Genomic DNA, 25337 nt, shown 5'->3' with positions numbered 1-25337 from the left:
TAATTTAAATCATAAAATTAATCGACAATTTCATATTCGACCGGAATTGTACCATGACTGATATCTCCAATCTCATCGAACGCAGCTTTAGACATATCTAAAGATCTTGATGAATGGTAAGGTCCTCTATCATTAATTCTCACTATTACCTCTTTACCATTTTTAAGGTTTGTAACCTTAACGTTTGTTCCAAATGGAAGCGTTCTGTTTGCTGCAGTAAACTTTGCGTTATCAAAGATTTCTCCGCTAGCAGTTTTTCTACCGTTAAATTTATCGTGGTAGTACGATGCATAACTTGTTTTTTTCGCATCTAAGGCATTACTCGTAAAAGAATAAACACCTAAGGTTGAAATCATCATTATGATTACGAGAATGAATCTTTTCATCATTTTGAACTTTTTATTGGTTTTTGACAGAGCAAAAGTATCAGGAATCTTTATAAAACCCTACTTCATATGTTAAAAACAGTTAACAAAACATTAAATAAATGTTAAGTAGCCTTGTAAGCTCCTATGAATAGGGGTTTTAGACTACAGTGTTAAAAAGTGTTAAAAAAATGCTTTAAAAGTTAACATAATTAACTAATTTCTGCATAATTTAAAATTCAGACTTTAAAAACAAGCTGAAAATCAACACATTAATAAAAACACCAATGTTAAGGATTGATTAGAAAAACCTATCATAAAAATTAAATATCTTAAAATCAGATTTCAAAAAAATAGTCTGATAGAAGACCCTCAACCCTATAAAGCTCCATTCCTGGACTAATTTTTAACACCTTTTTATTTTGTTAAAACTGATAGACTGATCAATTGTTCAACAAATATTTGATTTCAGTCGTTCAAAAGGATGAACCAGTGATGATTTATTACCCGAAAAAATAAATGAACACAAGTCTCTTAAAAGTAAAAAACCAATGATTTCTCATTGGTTTTTATATCTGTACCTAAATAAATTATTATTTAGTATATTCTACAACATAGTCATAGTTACCATTAGGATACACTACAGACATACTTGGAGAACCTGTAATAAAGTTTCCATTAGTTTTATCATAAGAATACACACTGTTAGCATAAACATTGTTTGTTCCTGTCTGATAAATAGTAATTCTATATAAGCTTCCTGTAGGAGGAATAATTACTGCATTAGTATAACTAGTAGGAGCTGTTGAAGATCCACTTGCAGCAAAAGATCCTTTAATAGCATAGATCTGAGCGCTATTAATTTGTCTATTTGTAATTGTTTCAGTTGTAAGAATGTTTTCTTTTGCAGTTACAGCAGTTACAGGTTTCCATGTACCACCGTTAAGAGTACCAGATTTATTTTCATAAAACCAATATCCTTGTGTAAGTGTACCTTGAGTAGAACCTACACCTGCAACACCACTTGCAGCAGTATTATAAACAATTAATCCGTCAAAAAAAGTAGGATAGTTATTTGGAATACCAGTTGTAGAAGTAAAACCAAACGCAGTAAATGTCGTTAAGTCTGTTCTAGGGAACAACAATCCTTTACCAACATTACTACTATTATTTACCGTAATATTTGAAGATGCATCAATAAAAGCAGAGCTATTAGCAGCTGCTGAGTTTGCATTTGAGTTTACAATTCTTACTTGTGCATAAGAGGAACTTACACCAGCTGTTATTAATATAACAGCTAAAAATTTATTTGTCAATTTTTTCATAACCTGAATTTTTAAATGTTATATAATAATTAGAATCCTGATAAATAAGACCAAGAACCAGCACCAGTGCCTCCCAGATAGATAAGTATAGCAGCATCAGCAGGCTGAATAACTGTATGAGATGTCTCACGAGGAGCAGGTAATATGTCTAAACTATTACCTCCTCTATTTGAAATGTACACTCTTTTTCCAATAGGAATACCTGATGTAGGCAAAGTTACATTAAAGCCTGCACTAGTAATATTAAAGAGAATAATATCATCAGTAGCAGATACAGCATAACTTGCAGTTTGTTCAGTAGTAACATTTAGAGCAGGATTAGCAACAGCTCCTCCACCTAAAGTTTTCCAAGTAGAAGATGTAGCATCATAGTAATAGAATCCTACAGCTGTTACATTAGTAGTTTTAGCTGTAGCAGTACCATCAATAGTGGTAACAAAAGCTAAAGCACCATTTTGATCAGCTATGTAAGCAGCATCTTTTGCATACAACTGAGATCTTGTCATACGAGGGACTAGTAAGGCATCAGGTCTTGTATTATCCGTAGTATTTGCTACTACGTCTAAAGTTGCGGCAGGTGTGGTTGTGTTAATCCCCACTCGCCCCTGTTGAGCCTTAGAGATGGCCGAAAGGCCAACAAGCATAATTGCTGTTAATAAAAATTTTTTCATAAGTTTTTAAAGATTTTTAATTACATATTTTTTTCATCAATACTTCCAAAAGGGACATTCCATCCCAACTTGTGAATATTATCTTTAAGATAACTCCAATACTTTAATTATTTTAATTGAATCTTAAACCCATTTCCAATAATTAACTTATTGATAGCATATTTTAAAAACATTGCCTATTGCGCAAATTTAAGACATAATTTTCTAATTTAAAACACTTTACAAAGGAAAATTAAAAAACATCAAACCGAAAAAACAATAAACAACTAATATTCAAATACATAACGATATTCTGAATGAAGATATTTGTGTTAAATTTTATTAATACCCCTATTTTAATATCTTTATTTTTCCCTGATTAGTAGGTATTTAGCTATACCAATTCTCCATATAAATCAAATTCTTCGGCTGAAGTAATTTTGACCTCTGCAAATTCACCTATAGAAATATAAGTATCTTCAGCAGAAACCATCACTGTATTATCTACATCTGGGGAATCATACTCTGTTCTTCCGATAAAATAATTGCCTTCTTTACGGTCAAAAATACATCTGAATATTTTGCCTATTTTTTCCTGGTTCTTTTCCCATGAAATCTGAGACTGCAGCTCCATGATTTCTTCTACTCTTGCTTCTTTTACCTCCTGTGGAATATCATCCTCCAATACATGGGCAGTTGTATTTTCTTCATGAGAATAAGTAAAACAGCCTAATCTGTCAAACTTCTGCTCTCTTACCCAGTCTTTAAGCTCCTGGAATCTTTCTTGTGTTTCACCAGGATACCCCACGATAAGTGTTGTTCTGATCGCCATATCAGGAACTTTCTCTCTGAATTTTCCTAAAAGAGCATCAGTTTTCTCATGCGTAGTTCCTCTCTTCATAGATTTCAATAAATCTGAATTGATATGCTGAAGAGGAATATCTATATAGTTGCAAACTTTAGGTTCTTCACGGATAATATCCAGAACATCTTCCGGGAAGCCACTTGGGAAAGCATAATGAAGACGAATCCACTCTACTCCTTCTACTTTTACCAACTCTTTTAAAAGGTCTCCCAAAGCTCTTTTTTTATACAGATCCAGGCCATAATAGGTAAGATCCTGTGCAATAAGAATTAATTCCTTTGTTCCTTTTTTGGCCAGTTTCTGAGCTTCCAAAACGAGTTTTTCGATAGGAGTTGAAATATGTCCTCCTCTCATCAATGGGATCGCACAGAAAGAACATGGTCTGTCGCAACCTTCCGAGATTTTAAGGTAAGCATAATGTTTTGGAGTCGTTGTCAATCTTTCTCCTACCAGCTCATGTTTGTAATCTGCTCCAAGATGTTTTAACAGCATTGGAAGATCTCTTGTTCCAAAATACTGATCTACATCCGGAATTTCTTTTATCAAATCTGGCTTATATCTTTCTGACAAACATCCTGTAACGAATACTTTTTCAACCTCACCTCTATTTTTAGCTTCCACATAATCAAGAATGGTGTTGATAGATTCTTCTTTAGCATTATCTATAAATCCGCAGGTATTGATGACTACAATGTCGCCACGGTCTTCGTGAACCACTTCTTTGCCATTGGCTTTCAGTTGGCTCATTAATACTTCAGAATCATATACATTCTTGGAACACCCAAGAGTGACTACATTGATTTTCTTCTTCCCTACAGATTTTGTACGCATCGTTTTGATTTTGAGTGTGCAAAGATACGAAATATTGAAGAGTTAAGAATTAAAAAATGAAAACCACTTTAAAAAAGTGGTTTTCAAGGATATACTTTAAAAGTTTTTTTCTTTAAATCCGGGTGCATTCTGGTCCTTCTCCGAAAGTACCGTGTCTTTCTCATCAATCTTCCAGTCAATATTAAGATCCGTATCATTGAATTTTACGCTGCCTTCCGATTCTTTGTTATAAAAGTTATCACATTTATAGGAAAATACGGCATGGGTGCTTAGCACTGAAAAACCGTGCCCAAAGCCTCTCGGTACATAAAGCTGTAACCTATTCTCAGCAGTAAGTTCCACTCCGAACCATTTTCCGAATGTAGGAGAATCTTCTCTAAGATCTACCGCCACATCCCAAACACTTCCTTCAAGACAGGAAACCAGTTTTGCCTGAGCATGTTCTCCTTTTTGCAGATGCAGTCCTCTCAAAACGCCATAAGAAGATTTGGAAATATTATCCTGTACAAAGTGACCATTCATTCCTGTCAATTCTTCGAATTTTTTTTCGTTGAACTTTTCAAAAAAATAGCCTCTCTCATCTTCAAATACAGTAGGCTCTATGATATAGCAATCTTTAAGCGGGGTTTCTTTAATTTTCATAGTTTTCTAAAATTAGAGATTATATTGTTTTTTGATATTCCATTTTAATATTAAATATAACCCTCCAATCGGTAAAAAGACAATGATAGCAATCATCCAGATTGGTAAATCAGAATGTACTAAAAAAATATTTATTATCAGTTGAAAAAAAGAATATACAAAGCTTATCAACAGATGTGAAACTTTTTTTTCATTGGCAAAAAGCTGATACAGATGTCTTCTGTGGGCCTCAAAAATGTTTTCTTTTAACAGGATTCTTTCAACAATTGTCAAAACGACTTCTATTCCATAAACAGATAATAACAATATATATTTATAATCCTGAGTTTTCATGATCAATAAAGTGATAAGACCTATTACCCAAAAGCCAATTCCCATACTTCCGACATCCCCAGCAAAGCATTTTGCTTTTTTCCTAAAATTAAAGAATAGGAAAACAATACATGCCAAAGCCGGATAGTATATAAAATTATTATCTGTAAATTGTACAATATCGTTATTAATATAAATAAGAAAACATAAGGTAACCAAACTGTAAAGTCCTGTCATTCCATTAATGCCATCCATAAAGTTATAGGCATTCAGGGCCCCTATAATCATAATGAAAAGCACCGGCCATATCCAAAACGGCATCAAAGAAAATGTCCCTGCAAAGTATAGAACCAAAATAACAGCAATAAGATGAATGGAAATTCTTATTTTATTAGATAATGTTTTAACATCATCAATAAAACTAATTGCACATATTGCTAAAAGTCCTAATCCGAAAGACCAATAATCCTTTATCGCCTCACTTAAATTAAAAATACAAAAAAGAATAAAAGCAATCGGAAAAATAATTCCTCCTCCTCTTAAAGTAATTTGTGTATGTGCACTTCTATGGTTGGGTTTATCTATAATATTAAACTTATCGGCTATTTTGAAATAAATCAATTCCGCAAAAAAGAGTAATATGATTATTGTTAAATAAATAAAGTCACTCATCAAAAAATAAATTAATTAGTGTATCGAACTGAATAAAATAGCTTAGTAAACATATCCCTGATAATATTGGATTTCGAAACAGGAATTAAGCTTAATATAAAAAATAATGGTTTAAGGATATTTTGATTGATAATCATTTGTGGTTTTTCAATCTTAAAAAAAGACAATAACCCTTCCTGTGTATGATCTTTAGAGTCTTTTACAATTTTCACAGAGCTGTGGTCTGAGCTTATAGAATCTATTACTGCTTTAACAGCTTCATCAAGATGGCACAATGAGTAAACTCTCTCTTGTTTTGTGAAAAATGGAGTCTTTAATACAGGAAGGAAAACCCTTTTTCCTAAATCTTTCAAATTATTTTCTGTGTAAACTGGGGAAAGTCGTAGGATATGAAGCGATTTAACTTTCTTATGTTTTAAAAATTCTTCGCACATCAACTTACTTTCACCATATTCTGTAACAGGTATGGGCTGGTCATTTACTGAAATGATTTCTTTATCATTTTTGAAACTATATACAGATACAGAACTTAAAAAAATAACCTTCGTTTCTTTTAACTCCAAAGAATTAAAAATATTTTTGGTCATTAAAATATTTGCTTCTCCAAGTGGTATTGTACTGTTTTTAATTTTGCCGTGAGCTACTGCGGCGGCATGAATAATAAGGTCAAATTTCTTATCCTTGAAAAAACTTTGACAATCTTTATCATTTAGTAGATTGAGGGCTGTATATTCTTCCCCTTCATTAGAAGAGACGGCAGTAACCTCAAAATTATCTTTTAAAGCTTTATATATCTGTGAGCCTATAAATCCGCTTGCTCCTGTTAAAAGCAATTTAGCCTTCATTTTTAATAATTTGGTTAAAGGTAACAAACTTATAATTATTATCTTTTAACAGTTTAATAAGTTTATGCATTTTATTTTCAACACTTTTTCTTCCCTGATTAAACCTGATATTTGTTTTAAAATCGGTATTTTCAGGAACAGTAATATTATAATTTTTAGAAAACTCAAATGGATGAATATAAAAGAAATAATGTTGATTTTTTTTGAAATATTTTCTTAAAAGCATTTTCGTAAGAAACCAAGGAAAAATTCTTAAATATCCACCTCCTGAAACCGGTAAATTTTTACCGAATACTTCCACCGTAGAAGCTTCAAACTCATAAAATGAATCTTGTTTATATATTGTAGGATTGAACTCTTCAAAATCATCAAGATTAATTCTTCCATATAAATCATGGGCATCAAATTTTATTTTACTAGAGTCAAATGAGAATCCTAATTCTCTTAAAACCTCCAGACGATCCCTATCCAGACTAAAACACGGAGCTCTGTATCCATCTACGTCAATACCTGTGAAATCTTTAAATGAATTAATCCCTTTTATTGTATCTTTTCTGAACTCATCAATACTGAGCTGAAGAGGTCTTTTATGTGCATAGGAATGTAGACAAATTTCGTGACCTTTGGCTTTTATATGCTTAATCTTATCTTTTAAAATTTCTACAAGTTCTCCTACAATAAAAAATGTAGTTTTGATATCATATTGATCCAAAATATCCAAATAAATATCTAATCCATCTAAAGTAGACTGGCTTTGATCACATTCTTCTTTTGTAAAATAGTCCAGATGATACCAGTCTTCCACATCCATACTAAGCACTGCATATTTATTCATATTAATTTTCCTCCGTTTTTTGTAAAGTCCTGAAATTGTTCAACTGTAGGCCATGTAAAATAACTGCCTTTTTCTGCAAAATTCTCTTTGACTTTAACGTTAGAATTTTGAATATCACGAATAGTTTTACACATTAGATTCCCACCGATTTCCTTACTTTTTAAAATTAAAGAAAACATAGTTTCATTTTCAGAAATTTGAATTTCCTGTTGATTTAAGATCGCTCCATTATCAATTTTTGAATCCATATAATGTACTGTAGCTCCTGTTGTTTTTTCTTTTTTATAAAGAGTCCAAAAACTAGGCATTACTCCTGCATAATGAGGCAAATAAGAGCAGTGTAAATTGATGCAACCATGTTTAGGTATTTTCAGTAAAGCCTCTTTAAATACCACTGGAGCAGAATAGGATACAATAAGATCTGGCTGCAAAGCTCTAATACCTTCTAAAAATTCTGCGGAATTAGGATTTTTAATCCTTTCAAATTTTATTTTATATCTCTCAGAAACGGCCTGCAAGCTTTTAGGCTTAATTGCCAATTTGTAAGATGTAATCCTATCTATGCTATTTAAAACCTTCGCTGAAACTACTTTTAATCCCATTTTTACAGTTTGAATCAAGCCAAAACCTTTAATAAAATAGGATTTTTTGTTAACCAGGCTATAATTAGAATCAATATCAACTACTTTTAAAAGCTCTATATTTTCTAAATTCAGAATTTTCTCAATATTTTTAGGAACAACAAAAGAGTCTTCCTGGGTTATGATAATTATTTTCATCTCAGTTTAATTAGCTATTCAGTAAACTACTTATGTGTTTATAATACTTTCCAGTAACTTTTTCTTTAGTATAATCTTTTTGCACCATATCAAAGCCTTTTTCTCCCATCATTTTCAATTTATCTTTATGATCCATTGCTTCCTGAATTACATTGTACAGTTCTTCATTAACATTATTGGAAGAATTTTCTATAAGAAATGCAGCATCAGTATTTTCCAATAAATCATAAAGGGGAGTATTTTTATTACTGATTACCAGTAAAGGCTTTTTACAAGCCATAATTGTATATACTTTTGATGGCAGACCATCTTTCTCCAGTTTCTTATTCATAAATATAAAGTGCAAATCTGCATAATTAATCATATGCGGAATCGTTTCTCTTGCCTGGTAATCAATTAAACTTATATTATTCAATTGATGTGTTTCTATTTCGGTTTTAAGCCATGATTTACAAGCTCCATCACCAATAACAAAATAGCTGACAGGCATTCCTTTTGTTTTCTTTGCTACTTCTATAAGAGGCTCCCAATCCTGAGCGAAACCAATATTACCTGCGTACATTACTTTTAAATTATCATTGGAAGGAAATAATTGCTTGTTAACTACAGGATGATTTATTGGATGATAAAGTTCTGTATCTACAAAATTAGCAATAATCTCAATTTTTTCTGGATTTTTCATCCTAGAAACCAATGTATTTTTAAAATTCTGGTCTATCGTAACTAGTGAATCTGAATGCTTGTAAACAAATTTTTCTAACTTTTTAAGAAAATTTAAAACAAATTGAGATTTCATTTTGCCCTGGTTCACAAAAAAATCAGGATAAATTTCCTGAACATTATAAATAAACTTAGCATTCTTCAATTTTGCTAATGCAATAGATACTAACGCAATCGTAAGAGGTGGTGAAGGGCTTATAATGACGTCAACATTCTTAATTCTCATTCCAAGAAAAAATGATAACAAGTGCCAGTAAACCATAATAAAACCTCTTAAAAGAATACTTTCATATTTTTTCTGAGGCACATGATATACTTTAATTCCTTTATAATCACTGATATAATAAAGACCTAAAAATTTCTTTTGAAATTTTGTTTTATGCAGATCAACCTTGTTATAATGTGGCATTGTAGACAGAACTTCAACTTGAAATCCGTTCTTTTTAAGATTATATGCTATATCATTATAAAGGTAAGCAGTAGAAACAGCATCAGGAGCGAAAACAATGCTGTGGATTAATACTTTTTTAGCCATTCTTTTTTATTTTCTCCAGACTACTCTGTTTATATAATCGGTATAACTTAGAATAATTCTCACCATTTTTTCAGAAACATTTGGCATAGAATAATCTGCCACAGGTCTATAATTTCTTTCCTTCCCTATTTTCTGTTGTTGAACCTGAATCAATCCCTGTAAAATTCTTTCAGGAGATAATCCTACCATCATTACAGATGCCTCTTCCATAGCTTCAGGTCTTTCGTGTGCTTCTCTAATATTAAGAGCTCTGAAATTAAGAATTGAAGATTCTTCTGAAATTGTACCTGAATCTGATAACACGGCATAACTTCTCATTTGAAGTGCATTATAATCATGAAAGCCTAAAGGTTTTAAAAACTGTATTTCAGGTCTTACTGATATCTGCATTTTATCAATCATATTTCGTGTTCTGGGATGAGTGGTAACAATAACTGGATATCCGAATTTTTCTGCAATTGCATTAAGACTCTCCATTAATCCCTGAAAATTCTTTTCTGAGTTAATATTCTCTTCTCTATGTGATGACACCACGAAGTATTTACCCTCTTCCAAATTTAATCTTTTCAGAACATCTGAATTTTCAATCTGAGGCAAATAATGATTTAAAACCTCAAACATTGGAGATCCTGTTTTAATAATCCTGTCTGCTGGTAGTCCTTCTTTTAATAAATATTCCCGAGCTATATCGGAATACGTAAGATTAACATCCGAAGTATGATCTACTATTTTTCGGTTGGTCTCTTCAGGGACTCTCTGATCAAAACATCTGTTACCAGCTTCCATATGGAAAATAGGAATCTGTCTTTTTTTTGCAGGTATAGCGCAAAGACAAGAATTGGTGTCTCCCAAGACTAGGAAGGCCTCTGGTTTCAATTCTTCTAAAAGTGGATCAATTTTAATAAGAATATTTCCCACTGTTTCTGTGGCTGATTTACCTGCGGCTTCCAAAAAGTAATCCGGTTTTCTTAATCCTAGATCTTCAAAGAAAATCTGGTTAAGTTCATAATCGTAATTTTGCCCTGTATGGACAATGATATGTTCTACAGCTTCAGATGCATCTAAGGCTGATAATACTCTGGAAAGTCTAATAATTTCCGGTCGTGTTCCAACGACTGTCACTACTTTTAATTTCTTCATCATAACAAAATAAAATTATAGATATAAATACTGATGCAAAAGTCCAAAACTCCAAATTTGCAAATAAGTTATAAGAAGTCAGGACAAGTACAAAATATTGCACAAAAAATAAAACAAATGGTAAGTAATATATATTCTCCTTTATAAATTTTATTTTAAATCTTCTGAGATCTTTAAAATATAAAAAGAACAGAATAATTCCTATAATCCCCATGCTCATTAATATCTCAACAAAAATATTATGGGGATACAAACCATCTTCAAATAAAATACGTCCTCCAAAAGGTATATTATTTTCAAAAATTTCCCAGCCTTTGGCTAGATAATACCCTCTTCCATATCCATTACCTTCAAAAATAGCATCATACATCCTGGTAATAAACTCAAAGTCGGCAACTGATGTCTGTTTCAAAATATAGATGGTGACTATAAAAAGCAGTGCCAAAGAAATCAATACTATCCAGTATTTCAATTTATTAATATATAACAAGACCACAAATAAAATAACGAAAGCTGCCAATATTGGACTTCTTGCGGAAGAGCTAAAAACAGTAAAAGCTCCGATAAGCATTCCCAAAATTGGCTTAAAAGACTTTTGTTTTGTCAAAAAATAATTGTAGATTGATAATATCAATAAAGATAAACCATAATGTCCGGTACTTATATAATATCCTGCAAATATACCACTTGATTTTTCAAAACCCTTATAGACTAATATCGTATATAAACAGCTTACTCCTAATATGATTAATAAAAAGTTAAAAATTAACGCATTAAGCTTTACAACAATCTTTTTTGAAAAATTAATACTTAAAACCGCTACGTAAGGTATTAAATTCAGACAAATAATTCTTATATAAATCTGCTGTTCATTATTCAAAGTTTTTTGTATGTAGTAATCCTTATTAAAGCTATAGAATGTTTTAACAAAATAAAACACCCAGAAAAGAACAGTAAAAATAACTGTTAATTTTCTTTTCTTTATTGTATCAAAATTTACATAAATTAAATAAAGACTCATTAATAAAAGGATTGTACGAAACGGAACCGAAAAGAAAGTATTCGGAAGATTCAGAGGCCTTGAAAATGAGTAAAAAAAGATATACCCAAAAGTTAGGAAAAAAATAAAAAGATACTCAATGTAACTTTTTTTTGTTATCTGCATATTTAGACATTTAAAAAGTAAGTATCTGAATCTTCCGGATTAAAAGGTTCATTAATCCAGAAAATAGTATAGAGCTCTTCTTCTCCTATATTTTTAATATTATGAGTGTACCAGATCGGCATATCTACATAAGCGGGTTCATCTCCGTTAAGATAAAAATCAAATACCTGATCTGTATCTATTTTTCTTAATTGTATTAAAGCTTTTCCTTTGATTACAGCAAATCTTTCTATTTTTCTCGTATGAAAATGATTTCCACGTGTAATCTCCGGAACGGTTGTTGAAAAAGAACATTGGCCACCAATACCTAAACGGATTACCTCAACAAATGCCCCTCTTGGGTCTGTATGCTGTGTAAATTTCACAGGATAATGGTTTTTAATATCAAAATAACACCTGAAGGTATTGAAAAGATCTAAATCAAACTTAGTTTTTAATTCCGGAATTTCTCCGTTATCAAAATAAAGCTCTTTATAGGTATATAGCTTTTCCAGAACTTCGGAAACCTTATTTACAGAAGTATGAGGTACTTCAAATAATTCTTTGGTTTCTGCCGTTCGGATATTATCTATAATCTCCTGAACAAGCTCCCCTACATAGATCAGCCTGACTTCTCCATCATTATCGATAAAAGGGGTCTCTCCATGCGTAAGTTTATGACAAAAAGTCGCGATAAAAGAGTTATAATTGGGTTGCCCGAAAGGCCCAAAAACATTAGGAATAACCATTCCGGTAAAAGTTCCGCCGCTTTTTTGTGCCCATTGCAGCAATAATTCTCTTCCTTCTTTTTTAGATTTTCCGTACCAATTATCTTTTTCTTCCTGAGAAGAGGAAGAAAATAAAACATGAGCTTTAGATCCGGTTCTTTCTAAAGAAGCTATCAGCTCCTTAACTAAACTGATATTAGTATTAAAAATAACCTCCGGATCAGAATGACGGTTCATAGCTGCTAAATGTACTATGACATCACATTGTTCCACAAAATGGTCTAATTGCTCTGAATCATTGAAAAAATCTTTCTTAAATTCAATTCTTTCAAACTCTTCAGGTTTTAATCCTAAGGTATTATACAAATGAGATCCTACAAATCCATTTTGTCCAGTAATTCCAACTCTTTTCATCTTATAAATTTTCAAAATAATCTATAGGAAAACGATAATCATCATCTATTTCTCCTAACGAATAATTTGCCATTACTAATAATTTCGCCCCTTTTTCCTTAGCCTGAATTGCACTTACATAACCTTCAGGAACATGAAGTACATTTAATTTATCTGCATCCAGCTGATACTCTAAAATCTCCAATTCTTTGGATGGCGCAGACCAATCGTCAATTTTGATTAATCTTATAATAAAGCTTCCTAATAAAGCCGAAAACCAACGGTGTTCTACTTTATGTCCTGTCCAGCCTCTTATAAATTCAACTTCAGTATTCTCTATACAGTAAATCCTTTTAATATTTGAAAGATCAAAATTATTATTAAAAAGAAGTTTTCCTCTTTCATCTGTATATTTTCCTCCTTCGAAAATTTCAGGTGTATTCATGATCATTTATTTTTAATCGGGATATTGCATCACATCTTCCCCTAACACCTCTTTTCGGACAAGGGGTAACTTGAGCAGCAATTCTTTCATTCCTTCTACATCTTGCTGTTGTGTATTATGAGAGTGGTAATCTTCTATTTTTGAAACGTCTTCCTCTCCTTCGGAAAAATATTGTGCGTAGTTTAAATCTCTGTTATCGGCAGGAATTCTATAGAAATCCCCCATATCTTGAGCTTTCAGCATTTCTTCACGGGTACACAATGTTTCATATAGCTTTTCACCGTGCCTTGTTCCTATTACTTTAACAGGATTATCAGCCTTAAACATTTCTTTTAAAGCCTGTGCCAAATCACCTATAGTCCCTGCCGGAGCTTTGTTAACAAATAAATCACCAGGGTTTCCATGCTCAAAAGCAAACAATACAAGATCTACAGCCTCTTCAAGAGACATCAGAAACCTGGTCATATTAGGATCTGTAATGGTTATTGGGTCTCCATTTTTAATTTGTTTGATAAACAGAGGAATTACGGATCCTCTTGAAGCCATTACATTTCCATATCTTGTAAGGCAAACTATTGTTTCTTCAAGGTTTCTTGACGCTGCTACGGCTACTTTTTCCATCATTGCTTTGGAAATACCCATTGCATTAATAGGATAGGCTGCCTTATCTGTACTTAAGCAAATTACTTTTTTTACTTTATTTCTGGCTGCTGCATCAATAACGTTTTGTGTTCCTTCCACATTCGTCTTTACGGCTTGCATTGGGAAAAATTCACATGATGGTACCTGCTTCAGTGCTGCTGCATGGAAAACATAATCCACCCCTCTCATTGCGGGTTCAATACTATTATAGTCTCTTACATCACCGATATAGAATTTCAGTTTATCATTTTTAAACTGATTTCTCATATCATCCTGTTTTTTCTCATCACGAGAAAAAATTCTGATTTCCTTAAAGTGATCTGTATTTATGAATTTTCTTAAGACAGCGGTACCAAATGAGCCCGTTCCACCAGTAATAAGAAGTATTTTATTGTTAATTTGCATTTTTTTACTTTAATTCGTTATTTTCATATTAAATACGTCTTCCCAGATTGCAATGTTATATAACTTCCATTGCATTTCTCTGTTCTTTAATTTCTTTATTTTTTTTGAATAAAGTTCCTTTATAATTTTTGACTGATTTATTTTTTCTAAAATTTTATCAGAATATGGCCACCATTCATCTGTAGGTGCTTCAAACCCGATTTTTCTTTTTCTCCATGTAATTGCATCCGGCAATTTACGATCCATACTTCTTCGAAGGATATATTTTGACCATCCCTGATGAATTTTAAAATGATTATTTATAGATAGACATGTTTCTACAAATTTATAGTCTAAAAATGGTAATCTGGTTTCCACCGAGCAAGCCATTGAATTTTTGTCTTCAAATCTTAGCAATTCCGGAATCTGAGCCCAGAAAAGTTCTATTCTCTGCATTTTAAATATATCAGAATAGGATTTTGTCAGATCTTTCATTAAGGTAAAATCAATACCCTTTCTATATTTTGTTTTTAAATTTCTTCCTCTAAATAATATTCTTAGCTTTCTAATAAAGAATACACTGAAATATAGATAAGAAAGTATACCTTTCAGCATAGAAATATCGTAGTGACTTCTGACCTTGAGTAAAAAGTTTATGTTTTTAGACAGATTATGATTTCTGATATACGCAGCAGTATAACGGCTATAGCCGAGTAAAATTTCATCAGCACCCTGACCATCTAAAAGTACTTTGATACCTGATTTTTGGGTTTCACTCATAGGGAAATGCTGCATGTAAATGGAGAGCCCCTGAAAAGGTTCTTCCTGCGTAGTAATTACCTTCAGCATATTTTCTTCAAAAACTTTTTTATCAGGATATATTAAATCTTGATCCAAGTTCAAATGGTTGGAAACAATTTTTGAATAGCTACTTTCATCATTCCCTGGATTTTCTGAACCAACAGAAATTACATTAAGTTGTTGGCCTGTATTTGCTGAAAAAATATCAGAAGCAACAGCTGCCAAATAAGAGCTATCCAATCCTCCACTTAAAGCCGTTCCAATTTTCACATCAGATCTTAATCTTAATTTTACAGACCTTTCTAACTCTTGCTGGAACAATTTTATAGACTCATCTAAATTCAATTCTGATATTTTCTTACAAAAAGCAATATCATAATATCTGTATATTTCAAAAGTATTTGTATCTAAACAATATATTAAATTATGGGATCCTTGTAGTTTATAAATATTTTTAAAAAAAGTCTCATGAGTCTGCTCTGTAAGATTTACCGCAATAAACTGAACCATAACCTGTATATTCACTTCATTTATGGGTTCTATTTCAAGAATAGGCTTTATTTCAGATGCAAAAATCATTTTCTCTTCATCTGTATAATAATAAAAAGGTTTTACCCCAAAGCGGTCACGTGAACAGAATATTTTATTTTTTTCTGCATCATAAATGGCGAAAGCCCACATCCCATTAAATCTTTCCACACATTTTTCACCCCAGAAATCATAAGAAGCAATCAATACTTCTGTATCAGAATTGCTTGAAAAAGAATAGCCTTCCTTTTCCAGCTCATCTCTAAGCTCTATATAATTATAAATAGCCCCATTGAATATAAGGACTTTATTATTTAACAAAAATGGTTGATTTGCAGAATTGCTTAGGTCAATAATAGCGAGCCTTCTGTGACCAAACCCAAAGTTCTTTTTTATATAGAAACCTTCGGCATCCGGCCCTCTATGTAACATCTTATTGGTCATTTTGGATAAAATTTCCTTAGTTACAGAAGTTCCATTCTTATATATTATTCCTGCTATTCCACACATATAACTATTTTTGCCTTATTGCTTCTTTTTCATCAAAAGAAGGATAGTTTATTAATACGGCTTTGTATACTCCTTTAAAAACAAATAAACTACCTGCTGCAACTCCAATAATACCATGTTTATCAATTACCTGTTTGATATCATTCAAAGAGCCTGCACCACCTAATACAGTAAGTGGTAATGAAATTTTTTCTCTTACTTTATCTATTAATCCAAGATCATATCCTTTCATCACCCCATCCTGATCGATTGAGTTGATAATAATTTCACCAGCCCCTAATTTCTGAGCTTCTTCTGCGAATTTAAAAGGATTAATTCCCGTAGATTTTTTTCCATTATGGGTATAAACTTCATATCCCCCAAAAAGCTTTTTCTTTACATCCAAAACAACAATAACACTTTGCGCTCCTACCCTTTCTGCAATTTGGCTAATTAATGACGGGTTTTGAACAACAGCTGATGAAAGTGCTATTTTTTCGATTCCAAGACCAAAAATCTTCTGGGCTTGTTCAACGGTTTTTACACCACCTCCATAGCAAAGAGGCATTCTTGACTGATTGGCAATTCTCTCAATTAAACTATAGTTAGGTTCTAATCCTTTCGCTGTTGCATCAATATCAAATATAGCAAGTTCATCAACTTCTTTCTCATTGAAAATTCTTACTGCATTAATAGGATCTCCTACATATTTAGGATTTTTGAAATTAACTGTTTTTACCAGCCCGTTATCTTGTATAAGAAGAGAAGGTATAATTCTTGGTCTTAACATGGACTCTTAAAGTTTAGCAAAATTGTGTAACAAAATCTCACCATAATGGTGACTTTTTTCCGGATGAAATTGTATTCCGTATTTATTCTCATGATGGGCAGCGGAAGCAAATTCTCCTCCATACTCTGTAACTGCCATAATATCTTCATTATTATTGCACTCAAAATAATAAGTATGAAGAAAATAAAAAATAGAATTATCTTCTAATCCTTTAAATAATCCTACATCTTTAACTGGTTTTACATCATTCCAACCCATATGAGGTAATCTGGTTACCTGTTGAATTTTAGTCTCGTCAAATTTTCTAACGGTAGCATCAATCCATTTCAAACCTTCCATACTTCCCTCTTCACTGTTGTTTGCCATCATTTGCATTCCTACGCAGATTCCAATAACAGGTACTTTATGATTCAGCACTAAATCATCAAGCCTCTCTCTCATGCCGGAATTATTCAGCTGAGTCATTGCATGATCAAAGTGTCCTACTCCCGGAAGAATAAGTTTTTGAGCTCCTTCCAGATCTTCTTTTGTTCTGGCAATTTTAACAGGAACATCTACTCTTTTGTAAACATTTACAAAAGCATTGATATTACCTACACCATAATCTATAATTGTTATCATCTGAATAGTCTCTTTTCTAAACCTAGCTTTTGCATAGTTTGAGCACCGAATTTGATAATGCCCATTTTATTTTTATAATCTTTATAAGTCTTGTTTTTACCTTCAAAGATCTGTTGCAGTTCTTCTTTTGTAAGATCCAATTTATTAGCCACATATTCAAATTCTTTTTGAAGGAATTCTTCTGAAAGTTCAGGTCTTGAAACTCTGTCCAAAGCTTCTTCACGAGTCATTTGCCCTGTAAGAATAAGTGACGAAAAATGAGCTTTCCTTTTTTGGTAGCCAAATTTTCTTGGAAGCCAGTAATCTTCATAAAAACGTGTAAATCTTGACTCATGGTGCTTATGCTGAAATGGCTCCCAGCCGAATTTATCCACCAAAAGTGATTCTGCATCTTTCTTGTTAAACGGGACAAGATTCAATGGTTTGAATACTTCCATTCCGTAAACATATTTATAAAGAATTTTGTATGAAAGAATATCTACTAATGGAAATGTTTTAAGCGATCTTTTTCCAAATTTAGAATGTATATCTTTTACTAAGGTAGTATCTATTCCTGGAAAACCGCCCCACTCCTCGGGTTCTCTACAGCACTCAGTAGAGAAATTGCTTCCTGTAAGGACATAGTTGATTTTATTTTTTCTTGCAAATTTGTAAAGTCCGGAAAAGAAGGCATAATCCTGAGGTAAATCCTGATCTGAAATCTGAGATTTCAAAAAGGCAACCTGCAGATCTTTCATTTCCTCCCAGTTGATTACTTCGGTATATAGGTCCAGATTCAGTCCGTTGATCAGTTTTTCAATATTACCAACTGCTTTATCAGTATTCCATCCTGCATCCACGTGGAAAATCAAAGGACGAATTCCCATGATTTCTTTTGCTACGTAAGCAGCATAAGAACTATCAAGTCCTCCACTTAACCCTATAATACAATCAAAATCTTTATTCTTAGATGTTTTTTTGATTTTATCAGCAATTTTCATCAATTCATCATATCCTTGCTGATCTGTATGCCAGTTGGGTTCTATATTTTCTTTAAAATTGGTATAATAATCACTTTCGCCCTTTTCATTAAAAATAATATTAGGGTCTGTAGTGTCCATTATAGTTTTAGTACAGATTTGATATGGTCTGTTATTCATCATTTTTTACTTTGTAAAATGTCGTTTATTATCTTTGCCTTCTTTATTATTGTTTCATCATTATGAATAATGAAATTGCTTAATGTTCCTTTGAATTCCTTTCTCATATTCTCAGCTTCCGGTCTATCGTAAAAATAGGCATCAGCTCCCCACCATAAAATTCCATCCACAAATTTACCATTTACATTTTGACTGGCAAGAGTTTCTATTTGATCCTTCCATATACGATCGGGAATTTCCTTCATACTATCTTTTTCATTACTATTATGATATCTATGCCACATAAATACATAAACAGGCTTTTTATATATTATTCCCAATTTTAAGAGGCCATCAATATTATTACCCAAATAATTTCCGTTAGCAAGGATCGCAGCAGGGTTACTATAAAAAGTGTATAGTGATGGAAAAAAAACATCACATTCTTTCAATAAAGGTGCAAATTTATTCTGTTGTGCAAAGAACTCCTCATTGGGACTCCATACACTAGTGAAAGGAATTGCATAAAACCCAAATTTAATATTGGGTCTGAGTTTTTTAGCATATCTGAGTACTTTCAGACAATAATCCATCGCCTTCATAGCGTTTTTATTATCTTTTCCAAACATATCTTCAAAAGGCATCTCAAGATCTATATAGACTAGTCCTTTTCGATTCTTATCAGGTATTCCTCTATTAATTTCTTTTTCCAGTAAATCTGGAAGAAACAAGTATTTGTCATTAGTTTTAGAAATAAATTGCCCTTCATCCAAAAATCCAACTTCTTCACTTCCTATACTTTTTAAATAATTCTCTGCATTACTTCCCATCTTTCCAAGCGAATAATAAAATTTCGTTTGATTGTTCTTCATTTGTGAGGATGAAGTACATGATATAAAGAAAAACAACAACAGTAGCACTATTTTTTTCATATTAAAATATTTTAATTGATCCTAAAATACAAACTAAGTTTATTTATTTAATATATTTTCATATAGTTTTATATATTCTGTAAACTTACTTTTTTTATCAAAAAGAAATTCTGCTCTTTTTCTGCAATGTTCCGAATAAAATATCTTACCATTATCTTTAATTTGTTCAATTGCTGTAATAAGACCTTTTAAATCTCCCTTTTCAACCACAATTCCGGTTTTTTCATTCACAGCTTCCGGAGATCCACCTGATCTAAAGGTAATCACCGGTGTACCACATGACTGAGCTTCTAAATTTGTTGTGGGAAAAGTATCTTCTAATGTTGGGTTTACAAAGACATCTGCCAAGGAATAATATCCGACAAGTTCCTCAACATTCTCTGTACGCTCCAACCCAATAATATGGGCAGGAAGTTTCCTAATCTGATTTTTACTAAGCCCTATTAAAATAATTTGAAAATCAGAATTCAATTTTCCTGCTAGTTCTACAAAGTACTGTAATCCTTTTTTTTCAGTCCATGGACTTGCTACACCAAGTATAACAAATTTTCCTGAAGACAAATGCTTTTCTTTCAATAAACTACTGTCTTTGTAGAAAAATGTATCTATGTCAATACCATTTTGAATTACTTCAATATGATTATTCTGTAAAAATGATTTTTTTGTTTCCTCACCGAGCCAATTGGAAACAGGAACTATTGTTAAGTTTTTAATAGAATTAAATAATCTTTTTTTATCAATATAATTCTGATACGAATTATCCTTATAAGACTTTGGATATTCAAAAGTCTGAGGACATTCTTTACATTGAAGCTGCCATTTTTGACATCCTACCAGTTCAAAATGAGCACAGTGGCCTGTAAAAGACCAACAGTCATGAAAGGTCCAAACAACAGGTACATTATATTCAGCCAAAAAATTAAATAATATTTCTATATTAATGAAATATCCATGTACATGCTGCAGCTGAATAATATCTGGTTCAATCTTTTTTATCTTATCAATTAATTGTAAGGTTGCTCTCTTGGAACCAAACCCGTGTCGATCCTTTAATCTTGTTAATAATACATGAGAAATTATATCTAAATTATTTCCAATTCTAATTGTATTAGATTTACTTGGTAAGTTATCTCTTGCGTAAGCTATATAACTCTCCCATCCTTTGGCTAGTACCTGCTCACCAATTTGTTCAGCTATTCTTCCTACAGAACCACTATTAACTTCACTACTGATTTGAAAAATTTTTCTCATTTTAAAATTTAGGACTCAAATACCTCCAGTGTAGTATTACAAATAATTCTATAATCCAAATATTCAGCTGCTACTTTTTTGGCACCTAACTTCATTTTTTTTACCAATTCCGGATTGCTCTTCAAATGGGTAATATGTTTGATCATATTTTCCGAAGTGATTTCACCTGGCTTCAATGTAATAATATTATCATGTAAATTCAAATATTCCGGATCTTGTCCACCTAAGTCACCAATTAAAAGAGGTAGATGCATCCCAATAGATTGTTGCCAAATTACGGATTGACTTGCAGGATAAATTGCCATATCACATACAGTCATTAGCTCAAGTATAGAATCCCCATCTAACCAACCTGTAAAATGTATATTTGATTTTTCGGGTATTTTCTTCAACATATCTTCATACTCAAGATGTTGATCACTTGCTTTACCAAATACAATAAGATGGATATTTGGATCATTAATTTGCTCAACTGCTTTTATTAATACTTCTGTTCTTTTTAACGGATCAAATTTTCCACCTGTAATTAACACAAAATCGTTTTCTTTAATTCCAAATCTACTTTTGATAGCAGATATGTCTGTATGCTCCATTATATCAGTAGATTTTAAATAATCACAGCCTAAAGGAAGTAATTTCATATCTTTATAAGGTACATTATAAACTTGATTAAGAAAATCTGCACTAGCAGGAATTACAGGATAAATAGCTTTTATATACTTTATATACTTATATAAAATATGTTTTCTTATTATTTTATGCAATATATTTAAAGAAATCCAACCGTGGGCAGAATTACTAAAGTCTGCATGATAATCCATAATAATTCTACATTCTGGGTTCTTTTTCACATACTTAACAGCTTCTTTTAAGTTAAGATGTATATCATGTGCATATATTAGATCTGGCTTTTCTCGATCTAAGATTTCATAAACTCCAGGATGTTTTTTTAATTTATGTAATATATTTACACTATAAGGGATTCTAATAATTTTTGCACCTAGATGCTCAGATACTGATCCTTTTTTATTTTTATCATAATTGTCATGTGTGTAATCAAATACAGATTCGTATGTTGATGAAATCATTACAACATTATGTCCTTGTTCAATATAATATTTTGTCAAAAGATTTTCCTGGTAAGTATAATTTAATCCAAAAAAATCTTGGAGCATTACTATTTTTTTACTTTCCATTTTTTAAGTTCTTACTGATAGTTAATGATAATAAAGGCCAAAACAATATGTAATTTGCTATAGAGCCTGACGAAAAAGAAGCAATAATATCCATTAGCAATATTGCCCCAATCCAATTGTAATAAGGGATTTTTATAAATTTTAATGCATTAATAAGTGCTACAATTATAATAATTACAGCCATTATTCCTCCTAAAAAGCCTAATGCCATTAAAGATTCAAGCAGTAAATTATGGGGATATGTTCCTCCAAAGATCGTTTCAACAGAATCGCCGAAGAAAGGATGATCAAGAAATTGATTCCAGGCAGATTTAAATAATTCTGCCCTATATCGGTCACTGTCATTAGATGAAAACCCTGTTTCTTTAAACCTTTCAAAAATTAAATCTGAAATATTTAAATATTCTGGAAAGAAACTGAATATTGCAACTGTTACTACAATAAATAGAAAGACATATTTTTTCTGAATGAGGTGTCTTGCATAGAATAGATATACAATGACAACAATTATTAGCTGTAATAATGGACCTCTTGATCCCGCCATAAATAAATTAAAAAAGCTGAGTCCCATCCCAACAGCAAGTATAATCTTATGCCAGAGCTTATTTTTACCTAAAAACATGGTAAAACAAATAAAGAACATAACTGCAGCTGATCTTCCGAATGAAACCGTATTAAGGGCAGCATTTGCATCGGCTCTAACTAATACATCATCGGGAACTATCTGTGGATTTGTAATATTATTATATAACCCCCAAATGTTAACAATATATAAGATAATCAGCACCCACTTTCTTACTGATATAATAGTATCTTTCGAAAAATATGTGGCACATGCAAAAGTGCATATCAGGATAGAAGCAGAAAAAGCCCATAGGTCTCCCAATGGAGACTGTATTGTTTTTGAAGTCAGTGTAGTATCATAAAAAAGTCTTACCAAATACAGACCCCAAAAAAAATATATTAAAAAGTGTTGATTGGTTAATCTAGGTTTATTTTTTAATATGACCAAAGTTCCAAGAAAAAATACAAATACTCTATAAGCTACAGATACAGGCCTTGATGACTCCATATTTAGTAAACTAGGAAAAAAAGATATCAGTTCATACCCATATAGCATCAATACTAAAAAAGTAACTTGTAATTTATTTATTTTTTCAATGTGCACCTTTTGATAATTTATTTGTAAAAATTAAGAAAACAATATTACATAAAATAGAAACTCCAGAAAATAATATCAACGAAATATAATAATCTGAAAAGAAATAATATCCTGAATAGATTGAAATAAATACCAGTAGTGCATTTACTACTTGCAATCTCATCAATATTTTTTGTTTACCTACCACATAAAATAAAGTATTAAGAGGAGTAACAACAAATTCTATCAAGAGCATTACAGATAAGATTCTAGCAAAATAGCCAGCGACTTCCCATTTTTCACCAAAAACAAAAACAAACAATTTAGGCGATATCAAGAATACTGCTAAATAAATAGGAAAAGACATCAGAATAAGCTTTTTAATGGTAGATCTATAAAGTGCTCGGCAATTTCCTTTTTCTCTGATTTCGTCAATAGCTTCATTTCTGAAAATATTTCCTACTGAAGTCGTAATAACAATATTTGGAAGTCTGATCATTCTGTTGGCCATTGAAAAAAAACCAACAATTGTAGTACTATACAGAATAGAAAATAATATTGGAATAAATTGCTGACAGGCTGTAAGTGACATATCAGAAATGATCATATATCTAGGGAAAGAGGAATATTCTTTTGCAACACTTTTTAGGTCATGCCATTGAGATTTTAAAAAAAATCTTAACTGATTATCTGTTAAAAGTAAATAAAGTATAGAGCTAAAGATTCCTATTATCATTCCTATTATCATCCCATTACTGTAACCTAGGATTCCAAAAATAATACTGAATATACAAGATGTGATTACTTGTATTGCATTTCCAAAAGTAATTTTTTTATACTTTTTATTTCTTTGATTCCAGTATCCCAATGCAGAATAAATAGCACCAAAAAAAATATACAATGGAGCTATGTAGACCTCATTATTGGAGAGAAATTGCGTTTTATCATGGACATGAAAAACATTTTTCAATAAAAAAATTATTATAAAATATAATGAGGATACTGAAATGGCAATATAAATAATTAGTTTAAAAATTGCTGAAGCTCTATCTTCTTCTTTTGGAAGACCAATAGCCAATTCATAACGCCCCGTTGAAAGGACTGCTAAAAATACAGTGAAACTTGTAAAAATAGAAAGAATTCCGAATGATTCAACAGAATACATTCGTGAAAGAAGAGGAGAAGTAGCAATTACTATTAGCTGACTGATAACAGTTCCACTAGACAGGATTGCTACATTTTGTAAAAAAGAATTCGATTTTACACTATTTAAAATATTTTTAAAATTCAAAACTATTTAAATAATTTTTCGTTCATAATTTTTTTCTTGTTAAGAGCTACAGATATTTCTTCCGCAGGACTTCCAATGACCGTTTGGCCATCTTCAACATTCTTTACAACAACAGCAGATAATCCAATAGTGACATTATTTCCGATTTTCTTTTGGTTTATTATAGAAGAAGACGGAGCTATCCAGGTATTTTCACCTATCACCACACTTCCGGCTACCATTGCGTTAGCAATAACAAGGCTATTCTTTCCAATTTGTACGCCATGAGCAATATGAACAAGATTATCCACTTTTACATTATCCATAAGAATTGTACTGCCTAATACAGCTCTGTCTATACAGGTATTATTCCCTATTTCTACATTATCCCCTATAACTACGTTTCCTATATGAGGAATGAAAACATATTCTCCAGCTTCATCTTTCTCATATCCAAATCCGACACCACCAATCGTATTATTAGCTCCAATAATAACATTCTCACCAATAATAGTTTCGTGCTTAATTGTTGTATGATGGTCAATAGTTGTATAAGATCCAATGACAGAATTATCTTCTATCACAACAAATTCCCCTATGTATACATCTTTTCCAATTTCAACATTATTTCCAATAATTGCAGTATGGGATATCCCCCTTTTTTTTGCTGGCATAAAAAATTCTGAAAGAACCTTCTGAAATGCTAATCTTGGGTTTTCGAACAGCAAATATGTACAATCATTATGTACAACCTCTGGTAGACTACCACATAAAATGATACCTTTAGAAATATTTTTAAGTTTATGACTAAACTTGGCAGACACCCACATGAGTACATCATCTCTCTGATTTTCCTCATCTAACTGAATAGCATTCACAACATTTTTTTCAACATCTCCTATTATCTTTACAGGCTTAAGCTTTTCAACTATTTCTTTAAGAATCATA

At 31.7% G+C, this 25337-nt stretch carries 25 protein-coding genes; all 25 read right to left on the bottom strand.

All coding sequences use genetic code 11. The features are described from left to right. Positions 1–17: 17 nt before the first annotated feature. Complete coding sequence (locus C1634_RS11475) at positions 18–389, bottom strand: septal ring lytic transglycosylase RlpA family protein (RefSeq protein WP_103233777.1); 372 nt, start codon at positions 387–389, stop codon at positions 18–20. Between the two features lie 569 nt (positions 390–958). Further along, positions 959–1690, bottom strand: coding sequence for a hypothetical protein (locus C1634_RS11470; protein ID WP_103233776.1), 732 nt, complete (start codon positions 1688–1690; stop codon positions 959–961). 29 nt (positions 1691–1719) lie between these two features. Then, positions 1720–2361, bottom strand: coding sequence for a hypothetical protein (locus C1634_RS11465; protein WP_109738428.1), 642 nt, complete (start codon positions 2359–2361; stop codon positions 1720–1722). A 373-nt stretch (positions 2362–2734) separates the two neighbouring features. After that, on the bottom strand, positions 2735–4036 hold the full coding sequence (gene rimO, locus C1634_RS11460) for a 30S ribosomal protein S12 methylthiotransferase RimO (protein ID WP_109738427.1): 1302 nt from the start codon (positions 4034–4036) through the stop codon (positions 2735–2737). Between the two features lie 96 nt (positions 4037–4132). After that, entirely contained in the window at positions 4133–4678 is a 546-nt protein-coding gene (gene rfbC, locus C1634_RS11455; protein ID WP_103233773.1) for a dTDP-4-dehydrorhamnose 3,5-epimerase, read from the bottom strand. A gap of 12 nt (positions 4679–4690) precedes the next feature. After that, positions 4691–5662: an MraY family glycosyltransferase gene (locus C1634_RS11450; protein ID WP_103233772.1), complete on the bottom strand. Its 972-nt coding sequence runs from the start codon at positions 5660–5662 to the stop codon at positions 4691–4693. A gap of 11 nt (positions 5663–5673) precedes the next feature. Further along, the gene (locus C1634_RS11445) at positions 5674–6507 is read right to left on the bottom strand and encodes an NAD-dependent epimerase/dehydratase family protein (protein ID WP_103233771.1); all 834 of its coding nucleotides are present in this window, start codon (positions 6505–6507) and stop codon (positions 5674–5676) included. After that, positions 6497–7342, bottom strand: coding sequence for a polysaccharide deacetylase family protein (locus C1634_RS11440; protein ID WP_103233770.1), 846 nt, complete (start codon positions 7340–7342; stop codon positions 6497–6499). The genes C1634_RS11445 and C1634_RS11440 overlap by 11 nt, the downstream gene beginning before the upstream one ends. Then, complete coding sequence (locus C1634_RS11435) at positions 7339–8121, bottom strand: methionyl-tRNA formyltransferase (RefSeq protein WP_103233769.1); 783 nt, start codon at positions 8119–8121, stop codon at positions 7339–7341. Before C1634_RS11435 ends, C1634_RS11440 begins: the two co-directional genes overlap by 4 nt. A 10-nt stretch (positions 8122–8131) precedes the next feature. Then, positions 8132–9376 carry a glycosyltransferase family 4 protein gene (locus C1634_RS11430; protein ID WP_109738426.1) on the bottom strand — a complete coding sequence of 415 codons (1245 nt, stop codon included), beginning with the start codon at positions 9374–9376 and terminating at the stop codon, positions 8132–8134. Positions 9377–9382: 6 nt separating this feature from the next. After that, positions 9383–10516, bottom strand: a complete 1134-nt coding sequence (gene wecB / locus C1634_RS11425; RefSeq protein ID WP_109738456.1) for a non-hydrolyzing UDP-N-acetylglucosamine 2-epimerase — start codon at positions 10514–10516, stop codon at positions 9383–9385. Next, the gene (locus C1634_RS11420) at positions 10464–11537 is read right to left on the bottom strand and encodes an O-antigen ligase family protein (RefSeq protein WP_165835313.1); all 1074 of its coding nucleotides are present in this window, start codon (positions 11535–11537) and stop codon (positions 10464–10466) included. Before C1634_RS11420 ends, wecB begins: the two co-directional genes overlap by 53 nt. 146 nt (positions 11538–11683) lie before the next feature. Beyond that, a complete protein-coding gene (locus tag C1634_RS11415; protein WP_109738424.1) occupies positions 11684–12802 on the bottom strand; it encodes a polysaccharide biosynthesis C-terminal domain-containing protein in 1119 nt (372 codons plus the stop codon). 1 nt (position 12803) lies between these two features. Then, a complete protein-coding gene (locus C1634_RS11410) occupies positions 12804–13226 on the bottom strand; it encodes a WxcM-like domain-containing protein (RefSeq protein ID WP_103231969.1) in 423 nt (140 codons plus the stop codon). Between the two features lie 12 nt (positions 13227–13238). Beyond that, the gene (locus C1634_RS11405) at positions 13239–14273 is read right to left on the bottom strand and encodes a polysaccharide biosynthesis protein (protein WP_103231966.1); all 1035 of its coding nucleotides are present in this window, start codon (positions 14271–14273) and stop codon (positions 13239–13241) included. A 9-nt stretch (positions 14274–14282) separates the two neighbouring features. Next, complete coding sequence (asnB, locus tag C1634_RS11400) at positions 14283–16091, bottom strand: asparagine synthase (glutamine-hydrolyzing) (protein ID WP_109738423.1); 1809 nt, start codon at positions 16089–16091, stop codon at positions 14283–14285. A 4-nt stretch (positions 16092–16095) separates the two neighbouring features. Continuing rightward, positions 16096–16860 (bottom strand): AglZ/HisF2 family acetamidino modification protein, encoded by a 765-nt coding sequence (locus C1634_RS11395; protein ID WP_103231963.1) that lies wholly within the window; start codon positions 16858–16860, stop codon positions 16096–16098. Between the two features lie 6 nt (positions 16861–16866). Next, a complete protein-coding gene (gene hisH, locus C1634_RS11390) occupies positions 16867–17481 on the bottom strand; it encodes an imidazole glycerol phosphate synthase subunit HisH (protein ID WP_103231962.1) in 615 nt (204 codons plus the stop codon). Next, entirely contained in the window at positions 17478–18620 is a 1143-nt protein-coding gene (locus tag C1634_RS11385) for an N-acetyl sugar amidotransferase (RefSeq protein ID WP_185145128.1), read from the bottom strand. Before C1634_RS11385 ends, hisH begins: the two co-directional genes overlap by 4 nt. Next, a complete protein-coding gene (locus tag C1634_RS11380) occupies positions 18620–19531 on the bottom strand; it encodes a hypothetical protein (protein ID WP_103231960.1) in 912 nt (303 codons plus the stop codon). Before C1634_RS11380 ends, C1634_RS11385 begins: the two co-directional genes overlap by 1 nt. 39 nt (positions 19532–19570) lie before the next feature. Continuing rightward, positions 19571–20782, bottom strand: a complete 1212-nt coding sequence (locus C1634_RS11375) for a glycosyltransferase (RefSeq protein ID WP_103231959.1) — start codon at positions 20780–20782, stop codon at positions 19571–19573. An 8-nt stretch (positions 20783–20790) separates the two neighbouring features. After that, positions 20791–21978: a glycosyltransferase family 4 protein gene (locus tag C1634_RS11370; RefSeq protein ID WP_103231958.1), complete on the bottom strand. Its 1188-nt coding sequence runs from the start codon at positions 21976–21978 to the stop codon at positions 20791–20793. Then, a complete protein-coding gene (locus C1634_RS11365) occupies positions 21968–23050 on the bottom strand; it encodes an O-antigen ligase family protein (RefSeq protein WP_161990749.1) in 1083 nt (360 codons plus the stop codon). The genes C1634_RS11370 and C1634_RS11365 overlap by 11 nt, the downstream gene beginning before the upstream one ends. An 85-nt stretch (positions 23051–23135) precedes the next feature. Next, on the bottom strand, positions 23136–24410 hold the full coding sequence (locus C1634_RS11360; RefSeq protein WP_165835312.1) for a lipopolysaccharide biosynthesis protein: 1275 nt from the start codon (positions 24408–24410) through the stop codon (positions 23136–23138). Positions 24411–24412: 2 nt separating this feature from the next. Then, positions 24413–25336, bottom strand: coding sequence for a DapH/DapD/GlmU-related protein (locus C1634_RS11355; protein ID WP_103231955.1), 924 nt, complete (start codon positions 25334–25336; stop codon positions 24413–24415). Position 25337: the final 1 nt, after the last annotated feature.

This window comes from Chryseobacterium viscerum (assembly GCF_002899945.2).
GTDB classification, from domain to species: Bacteria; Bacteroidota; Bacteroidia; order Flavobacteriales; family Weeksellaceae; genus Chryseobacterium; species Chryseobacterium viscerum.
This window is presented reverse-complemented; position numbering and strand designations above follow the sequence as displayed.

What these genes read in the sequence shown, in the direction of transcription:
- C1634_RS11475 (WP_103233777.1), bottom strand. Translation starts at nt 389, where the DNA reads ATGATGAAAAGATTCATTCTCGTAATCATAATGATGATTTCAACCTTA.
- C1634_RS11470 (WP_103233776.1), bottom strand. Translation starts at nt 1,690, where the DNA reads ATGAAAAAATTGACAAATAAATTTTTAGCTGTTATATTAATAACAGCT.
- C1634_RS11465 (WP_109738428.1), bottom strand. Translation starts at nt 2,361, where the DNA reads ATGAAAAAATTTTTATTAACAGCAATTATGCTTGTTGGCCTTTCGGCC.
- rimO (WP_109738427.1), bottom strand. Translation starts at nt 4,036, where the DNA reads ATGCGTACAAAATCTGTAGGGAAGAAGAAAATCAATGTAGTCACTCTT.
- rfbC (WP_103233773.1), bottom strand. Translation starts at nt 4,678, where the DNA reads ATGAAAATTAAAGAAACCCCGCTTAAAGATTGCTATATCATAGAGCCT.
- C1634_RS11450 (WP_103233772.1), bottom strand. Translation starts at nt 5,662, where the DNA reads ATGAGTGACTTTATTTATTTAACAATAATCATATTACTCTTTTTTGCG.
- C1634_RS11445 (WP_103233771.1), bottom strand. Translation starts at nt 6,507, where the DNA reads ATGAAGGCTAAATTGCTTTTAACAGGAGCAAGCGGATTTATAGGCTCA.
- C1634_RS11440 (WP_103233770.1), bottom strand. Translation starts at nt 7,342, where the DNA reads ATGAATAAATATGCAGTGCTTAGTATGGATGTGGAAGACTGGTATCAT.
- C1634_RS11435 (WP_103233769.1), bottom strand. Translation starts at nt 8,121, where the DNA reads ATGAAAATAATTATCATAACCCAGGAAGACTCTTTTGTTGTTCCTAAA.
- C1634_RS11430 (WP_109738426.1), bottom strand. Translation starts at nt 9,376, where the DNA reads ATGGCTAAAAAAGTATTAATCCACAGCATTGTTTTCGCTCCTGATGCT.
- wecB (WP_109738456.1), bottom strand. Translation starts at nt 10,516, where the DNA reads ATGAAGAAATTAAAAGTAGTGACAGTCGTTGGAACACGACCGGAAATT.
- C1634_RS11420 (WP_165835313.1), bottom strand. Translation starts at nt 11,537, where the DNA reads ATGAGTCTTTATTTAATTTATGTAAATTTTGATACAATAAAGAAAAGA.
- C1634_RS11415 (WP_109738424.1), bottom strand. Translation starts at nt 12,802, where the DNA reads ATGAAAAGAGTTGGAATTACTGGACAAAATGGATTTGTAGGATCTCAT.
- C1634_RS11410 (WP_103231969.1), bottom strand. Translation starts at nt 13,226, where the DNA reads ATGAATACACCTGAAATTTTCGAAGGAGGAAAATATACAGATGAAAGA.
- C1634_RS11405 (WP_103231966.1), bottom strand. Translation starts at nt 14,273, where the DNA reads ATGCAAATTAACAATAAAATACTTCTTATTACTGGTGGAACGGGCTCA.
- asnB (WP_109738423.1), bottom strand. Translation starts at nt 16,091, where the DNA reads ATGTGTGGAATAGCAGGAATAATATATAAGAATGGAACTTCTGTAACT.
- C1634_RS11395 (WP_103231963.1), bottom strand. Translation starts at nt 16,860, where the DNA reads ATGTTAAGACCAAGAATTATACCTTCTCTTCTTATACAAGATAACGGG.
- hisH (WP_103231962.1), bottom strand. Translation starts at nt 17,481, where the DNA reads ATGATAACAATTATAGATTATGGTGTAGGTAATATCAATGCTTTTGTA.
- C1634_RS11385 (WP_185145128.1), bottom strand. Translation starts at nt 18,620, where the DNA reads ATGAATAACAGACCATATCAAATCTGTACTAAAACTATAATGGACACT.
- C1634_RS11380 (WP_103231960.1), bottom strand. Translation starts at nt 19,531, where the DNA reads ATGAAAAAAATAGTGCTACTGTTGTTGTTTTTCTTTATATCATGTACT.
- C1634_RS11375 (WP_103231959.1), bottom strand. Translation starts at nt 20,782, where the DNA reads ATGAGAAAAATTTTTCAAATCAGTAGTGAAGTTAATAGTGGTTCTGTA.
- C1634_RS11370 (WP_103231958.1), bottom strand. Translation starts at nt 21,978, where the DNA reads ATGGAAAGTAAAAAAATAGTAATGCTCCAAGATTTTTTTGGATTAAAT.
- C1634_RS11365 (WP_161990749.1), bottom strand. Translation starts at nt 23,050, where the DNA reads ATGGAGTCATCAAGGCCTGTATCTGTAGCTTATAGAGTATTTGTATTT.
- C1634_RS11355 (WP_103231955.1), bottom strand. Translation starts at nt 25,336, where the DNA reads ATGATTCTTAAAGAAATAGTTGAAAAGCTTAAGCCTGTAAAGATAATA.